Origin of the sequence: Kitasatospora sp. NPDC059088 (assembly GCF_042738155.1) — a bacterium.
Classification (GTDB): domain Bacteria; phylum Actinomycetota; class Actinomycetes; order Streptomycetales; family Streptomycetaceae; genus Kitasatospora.
Genome location: NZ_JBHYGR010000056.1, coordinates 1 through 20,267 on the forward strand (window position 1 = coordinate 1; position 20,267 = coordinate 20,267).

15 protein-coding genes are annotated in these 20,267 nt (G+C 74.4%); 3 read left to right on the forward strand and 12 right to left on the reverse strand.

Annotated features, from left to right (window positions below; all coding sequences use genetic code 11):
• Window positions 1–345 precede the first annotated feature (345 nt).
• Entirely contained in the window at window positions 346–1,800 is a 1,455-nt protein-coding gene (locus ACFWXO_RS24285; protein WP_380525881.1) for an ABC1 kinase family protein, read from the forward strand.
• 124 nt (window positions 1,801–1,924) lie between these two features.
• On the opposite strand, the gene ACFWXO_RS24290 is transcribed toward ACFWXO_RS24285, so the two are convergent.
• The 4 genes from ACFWXO_RS24290 to ACFWXO_RS24305 all read right to left on the reverse strand — a co-directional run bounded on the left by ACFWXO_RS24290 (window position 1,925) and on the right by ACFWXO_RS24305 (window position 5,894).
• Window positions 1,925–2,326 carry a hypothetical protein gene (locus ACFWXO_RS24290; protein WP_360244644.1) on the reverse strand — a complete coding sequence of 134 codons (402 nt, stop codon included), beginning with the start codon at window positions 2,324–2,326 and terminating at the stop codon, window positions 1,925–1,927.
• The gene (locus ACFWXO_RS24295) at window positions 2,323–2,691 is read right to left on the reverse strand and encodes a WhiB family transcriptional regulator (RefSeq protein WP_375884869.1); all 369 of its coding nucleotides are present in this window, start codon (window positions 2,689–2,691) and stop codon (window positions 2,323–2,325) included. Before ACFWXO_RS24295 ends, ACFWXO_RS24290 begins: the two co-directional genes overlap by 4 nt.
• A gap of 168 nt (window positions 2,692–2,859) precedes the next feature.
• The gene (locus ACFWXO_RS24300; RefSeq protein ID WP_380525883.1) at window positions 2,860–3,318 is read right to left on the reverse strand and encodes a hypothetical protein; all 459 of its coding nucleotides are present in this window, start codon (window positions 3,316–3,318) and stop codon (window positions 2,860–2,862) included.
• A 308-nt stretch (window positions 3,319–3,626) separates the two neighbouring features.
• The gene (locus ACFWXO_RS24305; RefSeq protein ID WP_380525885.1) at window positions 3,627–5,894 is read right to left on the reverse strand and encodes an ATP-dependent DNA helicase UvrD2; all 2,268 of its coding nucleotides are present in this window, start codon (window positions 5,892–5,894) and stop codon (window positions 3,627–3,629) included.
• Window positions 5,895–6,057: 163 nt separating this feature from the next.
• On the opposite strand from ACFWXO_RS24305, the gene ACFWXO_RS24310 reads away from it, so the two are divergent.
• Window positions 6,058–6,315: a mycoredoxin gene (locus tag ACFWXO_RS24310; RefSeq protein ID WP_375884862.1), complete on the forward strand. Its 258-nt coding sequence runs from the start codon at window positions 6,058–6,060 to the stop codon at window positions 6,313–6,315.
• A 79-nt stretch (window positions 6,316–6,394) separates the two neighbouring features.
• Here ACFWXO_RS24310 and ACFWXO_RS24315 read toward each other — a convergent pair whose 3' ends face one another.
• The 6 genes from ACFWXO_RS24315 to ACFWXO_RS24340 all read right to left on the reverse strand — a co-directional run bounded on the left by ACFWXO_RS24315 (window position 6,395) and on the right by ACFWXO_RS24340 (window position 14,555).
• Window positions 6,395–7,234: a GntR family transcriptional regulator gene (locus ACFWXO_RS24315; RefSeq protein WP_375884861.1), complete on the reverse strand. Its 840-nt coding sequence runs from the start codon at window positions 7,232–7,234 to the stop codon at window positions 6,395–6,397.
• 318 nt (window positions 7,235–7,552) lie between these two features.
• Window positions 7,553–8,494: an NAD(+) diphosphatase gene (nudC, locus tag ACFWXO_RS24320; RefSeq protein WP_375884860.1), complete on the reverse strand. Its 942-nt coding sequence runs from the start codon at window positions 8,492–8,494 to the stop codon at window positions 7,553–7,555.
• Window positions 8,495–8,563: 69 nt separating this feature from the next.
• A complete protein-coding gene (locus tag ACFWXO_RS24325) occupies window positions 8,564–9,967 on the reverse strand; it encodes a dipeptidase (protein WP_380525887.1) in 1,404 nt (467 codons plus the stop codon).
• Window positions 9,968–10,170: 203 nt separating this feature from the next.
• The gene (locus ACFWXO_RS24330; protein WP_380525888.1) at window positions 10,171–13,035 is read right to left on the reverse strand and encodes an FtsX-like permease family protein; all 2,865 of its coding nucleotides are present in this window, start codon (window positions 13,033–13,035) and stop codon (window positions 10,171–10,173) included.
• Window positions 13,032–13,811, reverse strand: coding sequence for an ABC transporter ATP-binding protein (locus tag ACFWXO_RS24335; RefSeq protein WP_380525890.1), 780 nt, complete (start codon window positions 13,809–13,811; stop codon window positions 13,032–13,034). Before ACFWXO_RS24335 ends, ACFWXO_RS24330 begins: the two co-directional genes overlap by 4 nt.
• Before the next feature lie 114 nt (window positions 13,812–13,925).
• A complete protein-coding gene (locus ACFWXO_RS24340; protein WP_375884850.1) occupies window positions 13,926–14,555 on the reverse strand; it encodes a PadR family transcriptional regulator in 630 nt (209 codons plus the stop codon).
• Between the two features lie 67 nt (window positions 14,556–14,622).
• Between ACFWXO_RS24340 and ACFWXO_RS24345 the strand changes: the two genes are divergently transcribed.
• Window positions 14,623–15,606, forward strand: a complete 984-nt coding sequence (locus ACFWXO_RS24345; RefSeq protein WP_375884847.1) for an endonuclease/exonuclease/phosphatase family protein — start codon at window positions 14,623–14,625, stop codon at window positions 15,604–15,606.
• Window positions 15,607–15,616: 10 nt separating this feature from the next.
• Here ACFWXO_RS24345 and ACFWXO_RS24350 read toward each other — a convergent pair whose 3' ends face one another.
• Entirely contained in the window at window positions 15,617–16,801 is a 1,185-nt protein-coding gene (locus ACFWXO_RS24350) for a PP2C family protein-serine/threonine phosphatase (protein ID WP_380525892.1), read from the reverse strand.
• A 194-nt stretch (window positions 16,802–16,995) separates the two neighbouring features.
• Window positions 16,996–20,217, reverse strand: a complete 3,222-nt coding sequence (locus ACFWXO_RS24355) for a UvrD-helicase domain-containing protein (RefSeq protein WP_380525894.1) — start codon at window positions 20,215–20,217, stop codon at window positions 16,996–16,998.
• Window positions 20,218–20,267: the final 50 nt, after the last annotated feature.

The following is a 20,267-nucleotide window of genomic DNA, read 5'->3' on the forward strand; positions in this document are numbered from 1 at the left end:
CCGCGCGCGCCGCCGGCGCGCGCGCGGGGACTCGGGCTCTGGCGCGCCGCCCCCCCCCCCCCCCCGCCGGCGCCCCCCCCCCCCCCCCGGGCCGGGTGAGAGCGGGAGCCGCTGTTCCGAGGGACGGGGTGAGCGCGCGATGTGGAGGGGTGGGCGGGCGGCGGGTGAGGTGGGAGGAGGAGGGTGGGGGGCGGGGGGGGAGGGGGCGGGCCCCCGGAGTGTCGACGGAGCGAAGCCCCGAAAGCCCCCCACGAAATACCACCGGACCCAGCCCGCGAACCGGGCACAATGGCCTAGTGACGGTGGCCCGTCCGGCGTCGGGGGGCCAGGGGATTGGAGGCCCGGGTGAGCGATCTTCCGCGCAAGGCAGTGACCCGAACGGCACGGCTCGCCGCCCTGCCGCTGGGCATAGCCGGTCGCGCCACGCTCGGACTGGGCAGGCGCATCGGCGGCCGGTCCGCCGAGGTGGTGACGGCCGAGCTCCAGCAGGCCACCGCCGACCAGCTGTTCAAGGTGCTGGGCGAGCTCAAGGGCGGGGCGATGAAGTTCGGGCAGGTGCTGTCCGTCTTCGAGGCCGCGCTGCCCGAGGAGGTCGCCGGTCCGTACCGGGCGGCGCTCACCAAGCTGCAGGACGCCGCTCCCCCGATGCCCGCCGCCAAGGTGCACACCGCCCTGGCCGAGCGGCTCGGGGAGGGCTGGCGCGAGCTGTTCCTGGAGTTCGACGACCGTCCGGCGGCGGCCGCCTCGATCGGCCAGGTGCACCGCGCGGTCTGGCACGACGGCAGACGGGTCGCCGTCAAGGTGCAGTACCCGGGTGCGGGCGAGGCCCTGCTCGCCGATCTTTCCCAGCTGTCCCGGGTGGCCTGGCTGCTCGGCCCGCTGATCCCCGGGCTGGACATCAAGCCGCTGATCACCGAGCTGCGCGAGCGCGTCTCGGAGGAGCTGGACTACGAGCTGGAGGCCCAGGCCCAGCGTCGGCACGCCGAGGAGTTCGCGGGTGACCCGGACATCGTGGTGCCGGTCGTGGTGGCGCAGGCCGACCAGGTGCTGATCACCGAGTGGATGGATGGCACTCCGCTGTCCGAGGTGATCGCGAACGGCACCCAGGAGGAGCGCGACCGCGCCGGGCAGCTGCTGGCCCGGTTCCTGTTCGCGGGCCCGTCACGGACGGGGCTGCTGCACGCGGACCCGCACCCGGGCAATTTCCGGCTGTTGAAGGACGACGGCCCGATCGGGGGCTGGCGGCTGGGCGTGCTGGACTTCGGCACCGTGGACCGTGTGCCGGGCGGGCTGCCCGCGCCGATCGGGGCCTCGCTGCGGATGGCCCTGGACGGCGACGCGGCGGGCGTGCTGACGATGCTGCGCGAGGAGGGCTTCGTGAAGCCCTCGATCGAGCTGGACCCGGACGCGGTGCTGGACTACCTGCTGCCGATCATCGAGCCGGCGGCGGTGGACAGCTTCCACTTCACCCGGGTCTGGATGCGGGCCCAGGCGGCCCGGATCGCCGATCCGCGCTCGCCCGCCTACAACCTGGGCAAGCAGCTGAACCTGCCGCCCTCGTACCTGCTGATCCACCGGGTGACGCTGAGCACCATCGGGGTGCTGTGCCAGCTGGGCGCCAAGGCGCCGTTCCGCGCCGAGATGCTGGAGTGGCTGCCCGAGTTCTCCGGTGAGCGCCCCGCGAAGCCCGCCGGGGCGGGCGGCCCGGCCGAGCACGCGAAGCGCACCGCGTCCGCCCCGCCCGGCAAGCCCACCAAGTCCGCGAAGCCGCCCAAGGCCGCCAAGCCCGCCCGCGACTGAGCCGACCCCCCGAGGGCGGGCGCCGCGCACAAGCACAACGGCCGCAGGCCGCTCCCCGTTACGGGGGGCGGCCTGCGGCACGACGGGGGTCAATCGGATCGGCGGCGAACCGCCTGTGCCGGCGCTACATCAGCGCGACGGCGAGCGCCTTGCGGGCGCGCAGCGAGGCCCGCTCGGCCCGCTGCCGGAGCTTGCGGGCCCGGACGACCCGGCTGACGAGGCGTTGTTCCTCGGCCTCGTGGAGCCTGTCTTGCATATGGGCACGGGCCAGGGATTCATGCAGGAGTTGCATTTCGAGGGTCCTGTTCTGGATCTGAAGTTCGGTGGTCTGCTCAGCGCGGACGGTCGGATCGATGGCGGCGGGGGTCATGTGGTGGTCCTGCTCGTGGTGCGTGCTCGGAAATGGGACGGTGCGGGCTGCTGCGTCGGCCTTGGCGGCGGCGATCCGTACGGACCGGCGGAGGGCGCTGTCCAGCGGGGGCTGCTCTCCCCGGCGGACTGCCCTGGCGTCGTGGGCGGGGTTCACGCCATGACCTCGGTCTTGCGCGGACGCCCACGCGGCCGCTTGCGGGCCACGACGACACCCTGGACGAACAGTTCGCCGCCCCAGACGCCCCACGGCTCGCGCCGCTCCAGGGCGCCCGCGAGGCAGGCCTCCTTCACCGGGCAGGTGCCGCAGAGGGACTTCGCGTACTCGACGTCGGCGGGCGTCTCGGCGAAGAAGACCTCGGGGTCGAAGGCGCGGCAGGGGATGGGGAAACCGAGCGCCTCGGCCTGCTCGATCGAGTTGAGCTGCATGAACGGAACCTCCGGAGGGTCGGCCTGGTCGGCCTTGGTGATCTGGCTTGTCGGCGGTACGGACGGGATGGGCGGCGTGATGACCGTGGACACTGTGGGCGTCTTCCTCGTCTTCTCAGTGGTTCCGGCCCAGGGAACTGGTGGTGCTGGGCCGGAGGCCCCGGAGGGCCTGGGTGGTCTTGCGTACCGGACAAAACAGAAGGGCCGCGGATCCCGGTGTGACGGGTTCCGCGGCCCTGGAGGTGCCGACCTGAGGCTGACTCAGGTTCGTTCTCTCCAGGGTTCAGGCCCGCGGAAGGCCCGCATCCGGACGGCCTCGGCGCCGATAAAGGCGGCCTTGGCCTGGTTGATCTGCTGCTCGTTCTGCTTCTGGGCGTTTCCGGCACCGACGGCCTGCGCATAGTCGCCATGCATCGCGGCGATTACGACTGACTTCGGTGCCTGGAGCGGTCGCTGGTCGCACTCGGGGCGCGACGTGCCGACCTGCGCCCAGCCACGGGACAGACCGGTCTCGACGACGATGCCTTCGACACTCCTGCCGCCCGTGGGGCACAGATCAGTGTGTCCAAGACCACTGACAGCGGAGGCGACGGAGACACCGGTGGTGTCGAGACCCAGACCGGTTCCACCGAGCTCGGCGAGCGCCCGCAGACGGGCGGCACGCAGGGAGGCAGCGACAACGGTCTGGCCAGTCATTTTGGTGATCATGATGTTTCCCACTGTCTTCGCCTCCTCTCGGCGTCTCGCGGAGCCTGGTTTCCCTGGCTCCGAATGTTCGGATGTCTGTCTCGGTGAAGCTGGTGAAGCGTGAAGCGGGTGAAGCTGTGTGGCGTGGGGAATCGGCACAGGTCTCACCCCGTGCGACCGCGTCCCCTTGACCGCTCCGGCAGGCTATTGCGCTCCCGGTATGCCGCGCAAACTATTTTTCACGCGAGTTCACGCGGCGCCATCGACGGCGCGGTCCGCGCGACGTTCCGCGGCGGTTGCGAAGTCCCCCGAGCAGTCCCCTGGACCGCGCCCGTGCCGGCTCACGCCGGATCGACCGGACCGTCGTCCTCGACGCCGTCCGAATCCTCCTCGGGCTCCTCCCCCGCACACAACGAGAGCACGGCGGCCCCGTACTTGTCCAGCTTCATGGCGCCGACCCCCGAGATCAGGGCCAGTTCCTGCCGGTTCGCGGGCACGTCCTCGGCGATCGCCATCAGCGTCGCGTCGGTGAACACCACGTACGCCGGGACGCCCTGCCCCTTGGCCTGCGCGGCCCGCCAGTCGCGCAGGCGTTCGTAGAGCGCCTCGTCCATCGTGGACGGGCAGTCCTCGCAGCGGCGCAGCTTGCGTTCGACGGCGTCGGTGAGCGCCTTGTCGCAGACCCGGCACTTGACCGGGCCGCGGACCCGCCGGGCGGCGGAGCGCTCGCCGGGCTCGACGCCCCCCCGCCCGCCCCGCGCGCCGGGGCGCGCGCCCGGGGCGGTGGAGCCGGGGCGCAGCCCGTCCATGAAGCGGCTGGGCTTGCGGGAGGCACGGCCGCCCGGGGAGCGGGAGAGGGCCCAGGAGAGGCTGAGGTGCTTGCGGGCGCGGGTGACGCCGACGTAGAGGAGGCGGCGTTCCTCCTCGATCTGTTCGTCGGTCTTGGCGTAGATGATCGGCAGGGTGCCCTCGGTGAGGCCGACGAGGAAGACGGCGTCCCATTCGAGGCCCTTGGCGGCGTGCAGGGAGGCGAGGGTGACGCCTTCGACGGCCGGGGCGTGCTGGGCGGCGGCGCGGGCGTCGAGTTCGGCGACGTAGGCGGCGAGGTCGGTGTCCAGGCCTTCGGCGGTGCGGGTGCGCTCGAACTCCTCGGCGAGCCGGACGAGGGCGGCGAGGGACTCCCAGCGGTCGCGGACGGCGCCGGAGCCGGCGGGCGGTTCGGGGGTGAAGCCGCGGCTGGCGAGGACGGCGCGGACCTGGCCGGCCAGGTCGGGGGCGCCGGCGGTGAGGGGGTCGGCGGCGGCGCGGGCGGCGCCGCGCAGCAGGACGCCGGCGTCGCGGACCTCGGGGCGCTCGAAGAAGCGTTCGGCGCCCTTGAGCTGGTACGGGACGCCGAGGTCGGCGAGGGCCTGCTCGTAGACCTCGGACTGGCCGTTGGTGCGGAACAGGACGGCGATCTCGCTGGCGCGCACGCCGGCGGCGATGAGGTCCTTGATCCGGCGGGCGGTGGTCTCGGCCTCGGTGGGTTCGTCCTCGTACTCGGTGTAGACGGGTTCGGGGCCGGCCTCGCGCTGGGAGACGAGTTCGAGGCGGTGGCGGGCGGCCTCGCCGCGGGCCTGGGAGAGCAGTCCGTTGGCGAGGTGGACGACCTGGGGGGTGGAGCGGTAGTCGCGGACGAGTTTGACGACGGTGGCCTCGGGGTGGCGGCCGCGGAAGTTGAGCAGGTAGTCGGGGGTGGCGCCGGTGAAGGAGTAGATGGTCTGGCTGGCGTCGCCGACGACGCACAGGCTGGCGCCGCCGCTGTCGCCGGTCCACCGGTCGAGCAGGCGCTGCTGGAGCGGGGAGACGTCCTGGTACTCGTCGACGGTGAAGTGCCGGTACTGGCTGCGGACCTGGTCGGCGATGTCGGGCCGGTCCTCCAGGATGGCGGCGGTGAGGAGCAGGACGTCCTCGAAGTCGATGTTGCCGCGGCGGGTCTTGGTCTCCTCGTAGACGCGGTAGACCTGGGCGGTCTCGGCCGGGTCGCGGGGGGCTTCGCGGCCGGACTTGGCGACGGCGGCGGGGTAGTCCTCGGGGGCGGTCTGGGTGACCTTGGCCCATTCGATCTCGGCGGTGAGGTCGCGCAGTTCGGTGCGCTGGACGCGCAGTCCGCAGCGGCCGGCGGCCTCGGCGACGAGCTGGACCTTGCGTTCGAGCAGTTGGGGCACCGGGCCGCCGACGGCGCGGGGCCAGAAGTACTGGAGCTGGCGCAGGGCGGCGGCGTGGAAGGTGCGGGCCTGGACGCCGTCGGCGCCGAGCTGGCGCAGCCGGCCGCGCATCTCGCCGGCGGCGCGGGCGGTGAAGGTGACGGCGAGGACCTGCTGGGGCTGGTAGACACCGCTGCGCACGCCGTAGGCGATCCGGTGGGTGATGGCGCGGGTCTTGCCGGTGCCGGCGCCGGCGAGGACGCAGACGGGGCCGTGCAGGGCGGTGGCGACGGCGCGCTGTTCGGGGTCGAGCCCGGCGAGGACGGCGTCGGGGCCCGTGGCGGTGCCGGGGTCGGCCCAGGGGGAGCCGTGGGGGCCGTCGTAGGGGCTGCCGCTCAAGAGGTCTTCCTGCATGCGTTCCATCCTCTCAGCCCGCTGGGACAACGGGGGCGGGGTTGTCCACAGGCCCGGTGCGATCGCAGGATGATCGCTCTGCTCCGTGCGTCCTGGGGCCGGAATGACTGCCACCCGGTGGACGTTGCGGCTGTCAGAACGTACGAACCCCTCTTTCGAAGGAGCCCCCTCGATGTCCGGCAGCGTGACGATGTACAGCACGACCTGGTGTGGTTACTGCAACCGGCTCAAGAGCCAGCTGGACCGCGAGGGCATCGGCTACACCGAGATCAACATCGAGGAGGACCCGGCGTCGGCGACGTTCGTCGAGTCGGTGAACGGCGGCAACCAGACGGTGCCGACGGTGCTGGTGCAGCCGGTGGGCGGCGGGGAGCAGGTCGTGATGACGAACCCGAGCCTGATCCAGGTCAAGAAGGCCCTCGCGGCCTGACCCGCCACGGTCCGCCCGGGTCCGCCGGGATCCGCCCCGGTCCACTCTGGGTCGCCGGGTCCGCCGGGGTCGGCGCGCGTCACTGCGCGTCGGCCCGGGCGGGGTCGACGGGGGCGGCGGGGGCGGGCAGGCTGGTGCGCGCGCCGAGGTCGCCGATGCCGTAGACGAGTCGGCTGCGGTCGGCGGAGTAGCGGGTCTCGATGACCCGGACGGGGCCGCGCCGGTCGTAGGTGACGCGGGTCTGGACCATCAGCGGGACGCCGGGGCCGCCCTGGAACCACTGGGCCTCCTCGGGGCCGGGCATCCGGGCGACGAGGTGGTCGACGGCGCCGATCTCGGTGCGGCCGAGGGTGGCGAGGACGGCTTCGTCGCCGCCTTCGACGGGGTCGGGTTCCATCAGCGGGGTGCCGGCGGCGAGTCCGGCCCGGTAGTGGCTCTCCTCGATGGAGTACGGCTCGCGGTCGAGCAGGCGCAGCTGGCGGCGGACGACGATGGCCTCGCCGGGGCGCAGTCCGAGGCGTTCGGCGATGTCGACGCGGGCCCGGACGATCATCATCTCGAAGTCGGTGCTGAGTTCGCGCCCGGCTTCGGCGGCCTCGCCGAGGTAGACGGTGGAGGGGGCGGCGAGGCAGTCGCGCGGTGCCGGGGTCAGGGTGGGGCCGTAGGCGCGGTGGTCGAGCACGGGGTGTTCGCGCAGGTAGGTGCCCTTGCCCTGGAGGCGGACCAGCCGGCCTTCGTTGACCAGGACGTCGACGGCGAGGCGGACGGTGTTGCGGGCGACGCCGTACTGGCGTTCCAGTTCGCTCTCGACCGGGAGGGCGGCGGCTGCGGTGAACTCGCCTTCGGCGATCCGGCGGCGCAGGTCGGCGGCGAGGCGCTGGTATTTGGGGGATTGGGCGGAGCCCCGGGGGATTGTCACCCGAGTGAATGTAGCGAGCGCGGTGACGCGGTTTCAGCCGTTTCCGGCAATGTCGTCCGCGCGGGTTGACGGTGGGGGCGCCGGAGTGCCCCGCGGTAGCAGAACTGGCCCGTCCGGTTACGAACAGACGATCGTGGCGGGTTCGGGAAGAGCTCGAAAAGGAAATAGGGGGCGCGCGGCAAGAGCCACGCGCCCCCTTCTCCTCGGGCGTCCCGGAAATCCGTACCGGATGACCGGATCGCCCGATGACCGGACGACGGGATAGCCGGATGACGGGACAACCGGACGACCGGACGACCGGACGGCCGAATACCGGGACTACCAGCGCGCCGCCGAGGGCAGCGGCTCGCCGTACCAGAGCTCGACCAGGTGGCGGGCGATCGAGATGCCGGAGGGCGGCAGGATCTCCCCGGCCTCCATCCCGGCCCGCAGTTCCTCGCGGGAGAACCAGCGCGCCTCGGCCAGTTCCTCGCCGTCCACGGTGATCTCGGTGCCGCCGGGCAGCGCCTTGCCGGTGAAGCCGAGCATCAGACTGGACGGGAACGGCCAGGGCTGGCTGGCGACGTAGCGGACCTCGCCGACCCGCACCCCCGCCTCCTCGTGCACCTCGCGGGCGACCGCCTGCTCGATCGACTCCCCCGGCTCGACGAACCCGGCCAGCGTGGACCAGCGGCCCTCCGGCCAGAGCGCCTGGCGGCCGAGCAGGCAGCGGTCCTGCTCGTCGGTGATCACCATGATCACCGCCGGGTCGGTGCGCGGGTAGTGCTCGGCCGCGCAGGAGGTGCAGCGCCGCACGTGCCCGGCGCCCGCCTTCTCGGTGGGGTGGCCGCAGCGCGAGCAGAAGCTGTGCAGCCGGTGCCAGTGCTCCAGGGCGACGGCGTGCACCAGCAGCCCGGAGTCCCGGTCGGACAGCATCGCGCCGACCTCGCGCAGCCCGGCGGGGCGGGCGTCGCCGTCCAGCCGGCCGGGCAGGCTCTCGCCGGCCAGCGCGAAGTACGAGACGCCGTCCCGGTCGGTGCCGAGGAAGTAGCGGTCCCCGGTCTGCGGCGCCTCGAAGGAGGGCAGCAGGACGAGTTCGGTGCCCTCGGCGGTGTCCACGACGAAGGCCTCGCCGCCGGCGATCGGCAGCACCCGGGTGGCGGGGTGGCTCCAGGCGGCGGCCAGCCAGGGCTCGTCGAACCGGTGCTCGGCGGCCCGCTCCACCCCGGCCCTGGCCAGGGCCAGGGCTCGCGGGCGCTCGGTCTCAGGCTCGGTGCTCACGTCGTTCCATCCCCACGTGGTGAATCATCCGGATGAGTGATCTGACTGCTGTTCCGCGGGCGCGGCGGCTCACGCGCCGGGCCGGAAGTTCTCGGCCAGGTCGCCCCACAGGTAGGCGGCGGTCTCGACGCCCTTGGCCAGCAGGTCCAGCTCGACCTTCTCGTTGACCGAGTGCCAGCCGTCCGAGGGCACCGAGATGCCGAGGAACAGCACCGGTGCGCCCAGCACGTCCTGGAGGTCGGCGGCGGGGCCGGAGCCGCCCTCGCGGGTGAAGAGGATCTTCTGCCCGAAGGCGCGGCCCATCGCGCGGACGGTGGACTGCAGCGCCGGGTGGTCCAGCGGGGTCAGGCAGGGCCGGGTCGCGCCGGGGAAGACCAGCTCGTACCGGATGCCCTCGGGGACCTGCTCGGCGACCCAGGACCGGACGGCCTCGCGGACCTTCTCCACCTCCTGCCCGGCGACCAGCCGGAAGGACAGCTTGAGGTGCGCCGAGGACGGCACGATGGTCTTGCCGCCGGGGCCGGTGTAGCCGCCCCAGATGCCGTTGACCTCGGCGGTGGGCCGGGCCCAGACCCGCTCCAGGGTGGAGTACCCGGCCTCGCCGCGGGTGCCGTACGACTTGGCGACGCGCAGCCACTGCGCCTCGTCGAAGGGCAGTTCGGCGAACAGCTCGCGCTCGCGCTCGGTCAGCTCGACGACCCCGTCGTAGAAGCCCGGGATCGCGACCTTCCGGTCGGCGTCGTGCAGGGCGGCGGTCAGCTCGGCCGCGACCTCGGCCGGGTTGGGCACGGCGCCGCCGAAGGAGCCGGAGTGGATGTCGGTGTCCGGGCCGTACAGGTCGAGCTGGGCGTCGGCGAGGCCGCGCATGCCGGTGCAGACGGTCGGGGTGGTCTCGGACCACATCCCGGTGTCGGAGATGACCACCACGTCGGCGGCCAGCCGGCCGGCCTCGCGCCGGACCAGGTCGGCGAAGTGCGGCGAGCCGGACTCCTCCTCGCCCTCGATCAGCAGCTTGAGGTTGACGGCCGGCGCGGTGCGGCCGGTGGCGGCCAAGTGGGCGCGCACGCCCAGGGTGTGGAAGAACACCTGGCCCTTGTCGTCGGCGGCGCCGCGCGCGTACAGCCGGTTGCCGACCACGGTCGGGGTGAACGGCTCGGTGTCCCAGCCGTCCTCCTTCGCCGCGGGCTGCACGTCGTGGTGCCCGTAGACCAGGACGGTCGGCGCGGACGGGTCCCCGGACGGCCACTCGGCGAACACGGCCGGCAGCCCGTCGGTCTCCCACACCTCGGCCACCGGGAAGCCGGTCCCGCGCAGCTTGGCGGCCAGCCAGTCCGCGGAGCGGCGCACGTCGCCGGCGCGCTCCGGGTCGGCGGAGACGGAGGGGATCGCCAGCCACTCGGAGAGGTCGGCGAGGAAGGCGGCCTGGTGCTGGTCGATGTAGGAGCGGACGGCGCTGTCCGGGGTACTCGTCATACCGACGACTGTAGTTCGCCCGTGCGGGTGCCCGCCCCGGCCCTCCGGGTGCCGGACGCCGTCGGGCCTGTAACCTCCGTCACCCCCGCCGCCGGGAGGGGCGACGGGGGTGGCAAAGGGGTGGCGGTCGGGGGCGGCCGGGGCCGGGCGCGGCGGTCGGGGGCGGCCGGGGCCGGGCACCGGTCCCACCCGGGCGGCGGGCCTCAGCCGGTGCGGCGCAGCAGCGAGATCCGCGAGCGGGTGAGCAGCGCGGCCAGGCCGGCCGCGAGCAGCGGCAGCACCACGACGGTGGTGCCGATGGTGGCCCAGGGGAAGACCACGGCCCCCTTGTTGGCGAGCTCCTCCGGGCTGATCCCGGGGTAGCCGGCCGCGAGTCCCTGGACCTTGCGCAGGGCGACGGCCGGGACGACGCCGCTGATGACGCCGAGCAGGGTGCCCATGGCAGCGATCACTCCGCACTGGAAGCCGGACAGCGTGCGCCGGATGCGCGGTTCGGCGCCGACCGCTGCGAGGGTGGTCAGGTCGCGCTGGGAGTCGGCGGCGGCCAGTCCGGTGGCGATGCCGGCGGCGCCGAGGGCGACGAGGGCGGCGAAGCCGGCCAGGCCGAGGCCGATGAGTCCGGCCTTGGACTGGTAGCCGCGTTCGACGTCGAGCACGGTGCGGTCGGTGAGCTTGGCGAGTGCGCCGTCGGCCTTCTGCTGGTCGCCGTCGGAGGGTGCGGCCGCGGGGAGCCAGACCGAGCCGGCCGGCCTGGTGCTGAAACCGAGGCGGGTGGCGGTGTCCGGGGTGATGACGATCTGGCCGGGGGCCGGCAGTACGGAGGGGGCGAGGACGGCGTCGACCTCGGTCTCGGTCTCCTTGGGCTTGGGGGCGGAGCCGTCGGCGCTCGCGGCGACCGGTTCGGTGTACCGCAGGGCTACCTTGCCGTCCTTGTAGTAGCGCGGGTCGAAGACCACGGCCTTGCCGGCGGCGAGGGCCTGAACGGCCGCCGGGTCGGTGACGCCGTAGAGGTTGCGCAGCAGGGTGGCGTCGCCGGCGGCGAGGTCGCCGTACTGGCTGCCGCCGCGTTCGTGGATCTGGCAGCGCGGGTCGGTGTTCATCACCCGCTTGATCTCGTCCGGTCCGGCCGGGCTGTCGCGGTCGAAGACCGGGCAGCGTCGCTCCTTGGGCGGCATGACCTGGATGTAGCCGCAGTAGGAGCCGGACTGGCAGTCGCCCTTGAGGTCGACGTGGGAGACGTCGGCGCGCGGGCCGAGGCCGGGGATGGAGCGTTCCACGGTGTCGCGCATCTGCGGGAGCAGCTTGGCCTCGGTGGTGTTGCCGAAGCCGCTGTTGAGGATGACGGCGCCGGCCGGGCCGGCGGCGGCGTACTCGCGGCGGTACTGCTCGTCGTAGCTGGCGAGGAAGACGTTGACGGCGACGGAGCCGGCGACGGCGGCCATCACGGCGGCGACGGCGGGTGCGGTGCGGCCGCGGTGGCGGACGGAGTCGCGCAGGGCGAGCCGGGGGCCGAGCGAGAGCCAGCGGCCGAGCTTGCCGAACAGGCCGACCAGGTACGGGGTGAGGGCGACCATGCCGAGTTCGGCGATGAGCGAGCCGCCGAGGACGGCGAGGGTGCGGCTGGAGAAGCCGCTGGTCGCGCCGACCAGGGCGAGGGCGGCGCCGCCGGCGAGCATCAGCAGGCCGAGCAGGGCCAGTTTGCGGCTGGGGGGCTTGAGCGAGTCGCGGCCGGTGAGCGCGGAGACGACGTCCTGCCGGGAGGCCTGGACGGCGGGCACGATGGCGGCGAGCAGTCCGGTGACCAGGCCGACCAGGAGGACGCCGAGCAGGTCGAGCGGCTGGAGGTTGAAGTGGCCGAAGCGGGCGCCGGAGTACTCCTCGGCCTGGGTGCGCAGCAGGGCGACCAGGCCGATGCCGAGGCCGAGGCCGACGGCGGCGCCGGTGAGGCCGAGGACGATGCCGCCGCCGAGGACGACCGCGCGGACGTTGGCGCGGTCACCGCCCGCGGCCGCGAGCAGCCCGAGCTGCCGGCGCGAGCGTCGGGCCCCGACGGCGAAGGCGGGGCCCGCGAGGAGGACGATCTCCAGCAGGGCCATGCCGACGACGGTGCCGAGGATGACGACGGAGGTGCGGTCGAGCAGGGCGGTGCCGCTGGCGCCGCGGATCCGGTCCAGCTCGGTGTAGTAGGGCACCTGGGCGCGCGGGGGCGGGTCGAGCACGACGGTGCGGGAGGCCACGAGGAAGCCGTAGCCGTTGAGTTCGGTGACCTTGGCCCAGTCGAGGACGGCGCCGGCCGGGAGCTTGACCAGCCAGCGGTCGACGGGGTTGGAGTCGGAGCCCATGTTCGGGTTGGCGTTCGGGAGCTTGCCGACCAGGGTGCCGGGGCGGGCGAGGATCTCGGTGCTCTTGAGGTCGCCGGGGTACTCGACGACGGCGGTGATGGTGAAGGGGCTGGACTCCAGGCCGCGGACGGTGGTGCGGTCGCCGATCCGCAGGCCGGAGCGGTTGAGGAACTCGCGTGTGACGGCAGCCTGTTGGTCGTTCACGGGGGCGCTGCCCTCGACCACGTCGACCAGGCCGCGCCAGACCGGGTCGGTCAGGTCGGCCTCGCCGGTGCGGGTGGTGAGCAGGCCCTCGGTGCTGCTGGCGGCGGTCTGCGGGCCTTCGACGTGCGGCACCAGGGTGCTGCCGGGCGGCAGCAACTGCTGGGCGAGCCGGGCGGGTTCGGTGTCGCGGGCGCGCTGCTGGGCGGGGGTGTACTGGGGGGCGGCGCCGTCCTTGGTCTCGTACTTGGGGCTGAGGACGCGGTAGGACTGGTCGCCCGGGTCGGGGGCCTGCAGGATGGAGGCGCCGCGGTCGGGCATCTCCAGGTGGGCGTCGGCGCGGCCCATGGTGCGCACGACGCGTTCGGAGGGTTCCAGGGTGGCGCTGCGGAAGAACACGTCGGCGCCGGTGACGCCGAGGACGGGCAGCGCGACCATGGCGACGACCAGGGCGCTGCGGCCCTTGGCGCGCAGGGCGTCGCGGCGGGCGATGCGCAGGGCGAGCCGCCAGGCGCTGGGCTTCACTCGTCCACCTGCTTGCTGCCGGCGGCCTGGCTGTTGGCGGCGGCGCTGACGAGCAGGCTGGCGGCGTCCTGGCTGACGGACTCGTCGACCATGCGGCCGTCGCGCAGGAAGACGACGCGGTCGGCCCAGGCGGCGTGCCGGGCCTCGTGGGTGACCATCATGGCGGCGGCGCCGGCGTCGCAGCGGGCGCGCAGCACGGCGAGGACGGCTTCGCCGGTGGTGGAGTCGAGGGCGCCGGTGGGTTCGTCGGCGAGGACGAGGCGGCGGTCGCCGATCAGGGCGCGGGCGATGGCGACGCGCTGCTGCTGGCCGCCGGACATGTCGTCGGGGAAGCGGTCGGCGAGTTCGGGGATGCCGAGCTCCTCCAGGGCGGCGAGGGCTTCGCGGCGGGCGGCGCGGGCGGAGACGCCGTCGAGTTCGCGCGGCAGCGAGATGTTCTCGGCGGCGGTGAGGGCCGGTATCAGGTTGTAGTCCTGGAAGACGTAGCCGATGGAGCGGCGGCGGACCTGGGCGAGCTTCTTGCGGGTGAGCCCGCCGAGGGAGACGCCCTCGACCAGGACCTGGCCGGTGGTCGGGCTGTCGAGGCCGCCGGCCAGGGTGAGCAGGGTGGACTTGCCGGAGCCGGAGGGGCCCATGACGGCGACGAACTCGCCGGGGTGGACCTTGAGGTCGACGCCGCGCAGGGCCTGGACCTCGGCGGCGCCCTGGCCGTGGACGCGGGTGACGTTCTCCAGGTGCAGCACCGGTGTCGGCCGGGGCTGTTGGGTGTGGGACACGGTTCCCCCCTTGTGCTGGGTACGGCTGGGTACGGGTGGGGCGCCGCCGGGGCGCCGGCCGGGTGTCGGGTGGCCGGGCGCCGCTCGGGCGCGGGTACGGCTTGCGGGTGCGTCTCAGGCGCGGGTGCGGCGGCCGAGCCGCTTGGGTTTCGCGGCGCCGTCGCGGGCGGCTTCGGCGGCCTTGGCCTGCCGGAGTTCGGCCTGCTGGGCGAGCCTGGTCTCGCAGTGGTCGAGCCAGCGGATCTCGGCCTCGGTCTGGAAGATCAGCTGGTCGAGGACGAGCAGCCAGGCGAGTTCGTTGCTCTCGGAGGGGACGGCGCCGGGTCTGGTCTCGCCCGCGAGGGCGCGGCCCTTGAGCCGGGTGTAGTCCTGGAGGGCCTTGATGCTGTGCCGGCGCTGGCCCTGGACGACGGCGGAGACGTCCACCCCGGGGACGGTCACGGCCATCGCGAGCTTGATGGCCAGTTCGTCGCGCGGGGGGCTGGTGCGGGGCACCGGGGTGTCGAACCAGGCCCGCAGTTCGGCGCGGCCGGCGTCGGTGACGGCGTAGAACTGGTGGCCCTCCTCGTCCTCCCCGGCGGCCTCGACCAGGCCGTCGCGTTCCAGGCGGGACAGGGTGGTGTAGACCTGCCCGACGTTGAGCGGCCAGGTGGCGCCGGTGCGCGCCTCGAACTCGGTGCGCAGTTGGTAGCCGTAGCGGGGGCCCTGGTCGAGCAGGGCGAGCAGACCGTGGCGGATGGACATACTCAGTATGTATACCCGGTATGCCCTGCGGCCTCAAGCCGCGCCCCCTCCGGTACCGTCGTGCGGTGTGAGCCAGTTGCGCATCGCCACCTTCAACCTGTTGCACGGCCAGCCCCTCGCCCCGGACGGCACCCCGTTGCCCTACCCGGCCGACGCGGGCGCCCCGTTGGCGCAGGCGGTGGCCGCACTGGACGCCGACGTCCTGGCCCTCCAGGAGGTGGACCGGCACCAGGCGCGCTCGGGCGGCACCGACCAGGCGGCGGTGGCGGCCGCCGCGATGGGCGCCGGCGACTGGCGCTTCGCCGCCGCGCTGCACGGGCGCCCGGCGCCGGTGGCCGGCTGGGTGCCGGAGCCGTCCGGGCCCGCCGGGCTGCGGGTGTACGGGCCGGCCGAGGTCGGCGACGGCGCCCCGCCCTCGTACGGCACGGCGCTGCTGACCAGGCTGCCGGTGCGGCACTGGCGGGCCCGCCGGTTCGCCCCGGCACCGTTCGGACTGCCGCTGCGGGTGGCCGGGCGGCGCGGGCTGACCCCGGTGCCGGACGAGCCCCGGGCCGCGCTGGCGGCCGTGCTGGAGGGCGAGCGCGGCCCGTTCACGGTGGTGGCCGCGCACCTGTCCTTCGTGCCGGGCTGGAACATGGCGCAGCTGGCCGGGATCCGGCGCTGGATCGCCGACCTGCCCCAGCCGTACCTGGTGCTGGGGGACTTCAACCTGATCGGCGCGGTGCCGCGCACGGTGCTGGGCGGGGCGACGGCGCTGGAGCGCACCGCGCCGCGGGCACGGGTGCGGGAGCTGCGGGCGGCCCGCCGGGCCCGGCCGGCACTGGGCGCCGGGCTGGGCACCGCGCGCCGGCGGCGGGTGCGCGAGCCGCGGGCCCGGCTGCAGGGCTGGTACGACCTGGCGCGCACGCCGACCTACCCGGCGCACCGGCCGGCGGTGCAGTTCGACCACGTGCTGGCGGTCGGCGTGCCGCGGGCCGTGGTGGGCCCGGCGGCGGCGCCGCACGCCGGGGTGTCGGACCACCGGCCGCTGCTGGTCCGGGTGTCGCTGTAGGGCGTTCCGGCTACCGCTTGATCAGGAGGCCGGCCTGCTGGGGCAGGTGGGCGAGGGCGGGCGGGGTCGGGTCGTACTGCAGGAGCAGCATGGCCGCGTCGTCGCCGAGCTGGCGCCCGACGTGGCGCACCACGTCCTCGTGCAGGCGCTGCAGGACGTCCGCGGGGTGGCCGTGGGCGCAGCGCGGGAAGCGCTCGGCGAGCGGGTAGAAGGTGCCGGAGCGGTCGCGGGCCTCGATCATCCCGTCGGTGAACAGCAGCACCCGGTCGCCGGCCAGCAGCGGTACCCGGTGCACCGGGGGGCGGACATCGGCCGGGTCGAGCACGCCCAACGGCGGTACGGTCTCGGCGAGTTCGAGCGGGTGGACCAGGCCGCCGCGGAGCAGCAGCGGCGCGGGGTGGCCGCAGTTGACGAGTTCGGCGGTGCCGTCCGGTCCGACCCCGATCAGGACCAGGGTGACGAACTCCTCCTCCACGCCGGGGTGGTCGTTCTCGTGCAGGGCGCGGTCGAGGCTGACGGCCAGCCAGCCGGCCACCCGGTCGAGGGCGGGCTCCTGGTGGGCGGCCTCGCGGAAGGCGCCGAGGACGGCGGCGGCGGTCTCGACCGCGCCGAGGCCCTTGCCGCGGACGTCGCCGACCACGGCCCGCACCCCGTGCCGGGTGTTGACGACCTCGTACAGGTCGCCGCCGATCCGGGCGTGGGCGGCGGCGGCCTCGTAGTGGACGGCGGCGCGCACGCTGCCGACCCGTTCGGGGACGGGCCGCAGCAGCACCCGGCGGGCGATCGAGGCGACCAACTGGGCGTCGGCCAGGGCGCGTTCCTGGCGCAGTCGCAGGGTGGCGCTGACCCAGCCGATCGTGGCGACCAGCAGGATCGCGATGACGCTGGCGGCGTGCACGGACTCGCCGAGCGCGTCGCTGCGCAGGGCCATCAGGAAGGCCGCCGCCTCGGTGCCCAGGCCGATGACGAGCGGGTACCAGGTGCGGCGGCTGACCACGGCGGCCAGCGCGGGTACGGCGGTGAGGGCGGGTTCGACCGTCACCTCGGTGCCGCTGAGGTAGTCGAGGGCGACGATCAGCGCCATGCCGAGGAGGGGCAGCGCGAGCGCCGTCCTCGGCCAGGTGCCGGTCGTGCCCGGTGCGGGTCCCGGGGTCGGCCCGGTGAACCGCTCTCTGATCCATCCGGTCGCGCTCAACTTCGGTCTCTCCAGCAGAAGACGCCGATGCCCGTGGGCACCTGCGGCGATGACTGAGGGTTAGGGAATGCGGGCCTCGCCGGCGGCCGGAGTACGGGGGTTGACCGGTTACCGACCCCACAATAGGCGCGAAACGTGCACGACGCACAGGTTTCGGACGTCGGCGCGATGACTCGGGTGCTCTGCGTGACTCATTAGTCACTGTTCCCGATCAGGAGCCGTTCCAACTCTTTTCGGTCGGGAAGTCGCTCCGGACGTACGATCCGTCCGCTGCGGACGTACAGGAACGACGCCGTGACCTGCTCGGGATCAACGCCCGCCTGCTCCGCCCAGGCCAGCCGGTAGACGGCGAGCTGCAGCGGGTCGGCGGTCTCCTCCCGGTGGGTCTTCCAGTCCACCACTTCGTAGCGTGACGCACCACTGGATTCCGACACCCCGTCACCGTCCCGGTAGACCGCGTCGATCCGGCCGCGCACCACCCGCCCCGCGAGCACCAGGTGGAACGGGGCCTCCACCCGGTACGGCCGGCGCCGGGCGTACGGGGTGCGCAGGAACGCCTCCTTGAGCTGCTCCAGGTCCCGCTCGTCCTCGATGCCGTCGTCGTCGGCGCCGGGCAGCGCGCCGGGCTCGATCAGCAGCAGCGGCTCGATCCGGGACTGCACCCAGGCGTGGAAGCGGGTGCCGCGCCGGGCGGCGGGCTGCGGGGGGCGCGGCATCGGGCGGGCCAGCTCGTGCGCGAAGCCGTCCGGGTCGGCGGCCAGGCGCAGCAGCTGGGTGGCGGACAGCGCGGGCGGCAGCGGGACCTCGCGGGCGGTGCGCCGGGAGCGCTCCAACTCGCCCAGCAGCGCGGTCAGGTCGCGGTCCCAGGAGGCGACCTGGCGCTGGTCCTCGACGGCCATGGGTTCCGCCTCCCCCGCGGGCCCTCCGGCCAGGCGGGTGCGCACCACCTCGGCGACCCGGCGGCGGGCGTGCTGGGCGGCCGGGTCCAGCGGCAGCGGCCAGGGGCGCTCGACGGCGTCGGCCAGCGCCGGGTTCCGGGCGTCCTTCTCCGGCTGCTCGGCCCAGTGCTCGACCTCGCCGGCGCCGGGCCGCTCGCAGTGGGCGCGCAGCTGCTCCAGGAAGGCGGACGGGCCGCGGACGGTCTTCTGGCTGGGCCCCCACCAGTGCCCGGAGGCCAGCAGCAGGGCGCGGGGGCGGGTGAACGCGACGTAGCCCAGGCGCAGTTCCTCGGTGCCGGAGTGCTCGGCCAGCTCCTTCTTGAACGCGGCCATCGACTTGGACGTCCAGCCGCCGCGCACGTCGGGCAGGGTCGCGCGGTCGCCGCGCAGGGCGTGCGGGAGCACGCGCTTGGTGCTGGTCCAGCGTTCGCGCGGGCTGCCGGACGGGAACGCGCCCTTCACCAGGCCGGGGACGGCCACCACGTCCCACTCCAGGCCCTTGGACTTGTGCGCGGTGAGCACCTTCACGGTGTCCTCGCCGCCGGGCAGGCTGCTGTCCAGGCCGCGGTCGTGCTCCTGGGCGGCGCGCAGGAAGCCGAGGAAGGCGGCCAGGCCCGGGTCGCCGTCCAGGTCGGCGAAGGAGGCGGCGACGTCCAGGAAGGCGTGCAGGGTCTCCCGCCGGCGGGCGGCCAGCGCCTGCGGGGAGGCGGACAGCTCGACCTCCAGGCCGGTGACGGTCAGCACCCGGTGCAGCACGTCCATCAGCGGGTCGGCCAGCGAGCGGCGCAGCTCGCGCAGTTCGGCGGCGAGCCGGGCGAAGCGCACCCTGGCCTCGGCGGAGAACGGCAGGTCGTCGGGCTGGTCGCCCTCCCCGCCGGGAGAGAGGAAGGTCTCGACCGCGTCGGCCAGCGAGACCACCTCGGTGGGGTCGGCCTCGGCGACGGCCGCGGCCAGCGCCTCCACGCCCTCGGGCCGCTCGGTGCGCACCAGTTCGGCGGCCCGGCGGCCGAGCAGGGCGAGGTCGCGCGGGCCGATCCGCCAGCGCGGGCCGATCAGCAGGCGCACCAGGGCGGCGTTGGCGGTCGGGTCCTGGAGCACCTCGCAGACCGCCACCAGGTCGGCCACCTCGGGCAGTTGCAGCAGCCCGCCGAGTCCCACCACCTCGACCGGGACCTCGCGGGCGACGAGCGCGGCGTGGATGTCGGGGAAGGCCGCGCCGCCCCGGCAGAGCACGGCGATCCGGCCGGGCGCGGTGCCGGTGCGCACCAGGTGGGCGATCGAGTCGGCGAGCCAGTCGACCTCCTCGGCGTGGGTGGGCAGCAGCGCGGCCCGCACGTAGCCGTCCTGTTCGGCGCCGGGTGCCGGGCGCAGCGCCTCGACGCCCTCGTGCAGGGCGCGCAGCGGGGCGGCGAGCTCGTTGGCGAAGGCGAGCAGCCGGCCGCCGCTGCGGCGGTTCTCGCTGAGCGCGTAGCGGTCGGCGGGGCGGCCGTCGGCCTTCGGGAAGTGCCGGGGGAAGTCGTCGAGGTTGGCGACGGAGGCGCCGCGCCAGCCGTAGATGGCCTGGCAGGGGTCGCCGACGGCGGTCACCGGGTGGCCGCCCCCGGTGTGCTCGGGGCCCGCGCCGAACAGGCCGGCGAGCATCAGGCGCTGGGCGACGGAGGTGTCCTGGTACTCGTCCAGCAGGACGACCCGGTACTGGCCGCGGAGCAGTTCGCCGACCTCGGGGCGCTGCTGGGCGAGGCGGGCGGCGGCGGCTATCTGGTCGCCGAAGTCCATCAGCCCGGCGCCCCGCTTGCGGCGGCGGTACTCCTCGACCAGGCGCAGCAGTTCCAGCCGGGCGCGGGCGGTGACGGGGACGGCCCGCAGGTCGTCGTTGCCGAGCTTGACGGTGGCGAGGGTGTCGAGCAGCTGCTCGTCGTGGGCGCGCAGGGCGGCGGGCTCGACCAGGTGCTCGGCGAGTTCGCCGTCCAGGGCGGTGAGGTCGGCGACCAGGTTGGCGAAGGTGCCGGTGAGGGCGGGGAAGGGGCCGCGGGCGGTGCGCAGCACCTTGGCGGCGAGCTGGAAGCGGGTCGCGTCGGCGAGCAGCCGCACGTCCGGCTCGATGCCGATCCGCAGGCCGTGCTCCTTGAGCAGGCGGCCGGCGAAGGCGTGGTAGGTGGAGATCTCGGGTTCGCCGAGCGGCTCGCCCTCGTCCCGGTCGGCGACGCCGGCCCGGAGCAGGGCGGTGCGGACGCGTTCGGCGAGTTCGCCGGCGGCCTTGTTGGTGAAGGTGAGGCCGAGCACCTCCTCGGGCCGGACGGCGCCGGAGCCGACCAGCCAGACGACCCGGGCGGCCATCACGGTGGTCTTGCCGGAGCCGGCGCCGGCCACGATCACGGCCGGGGCGAGGGGGGCGCCGATGGCCGCCATCTGTTCCCGGTTGAACGGGATGCCCAGCAGCTCCTTGAGCTGGTCGGGATGGCTGAGCACGGCGGTCACCCCGCAACCGTAACGGGCACCGACGACACTCCGGACACCCGGCGAACGTG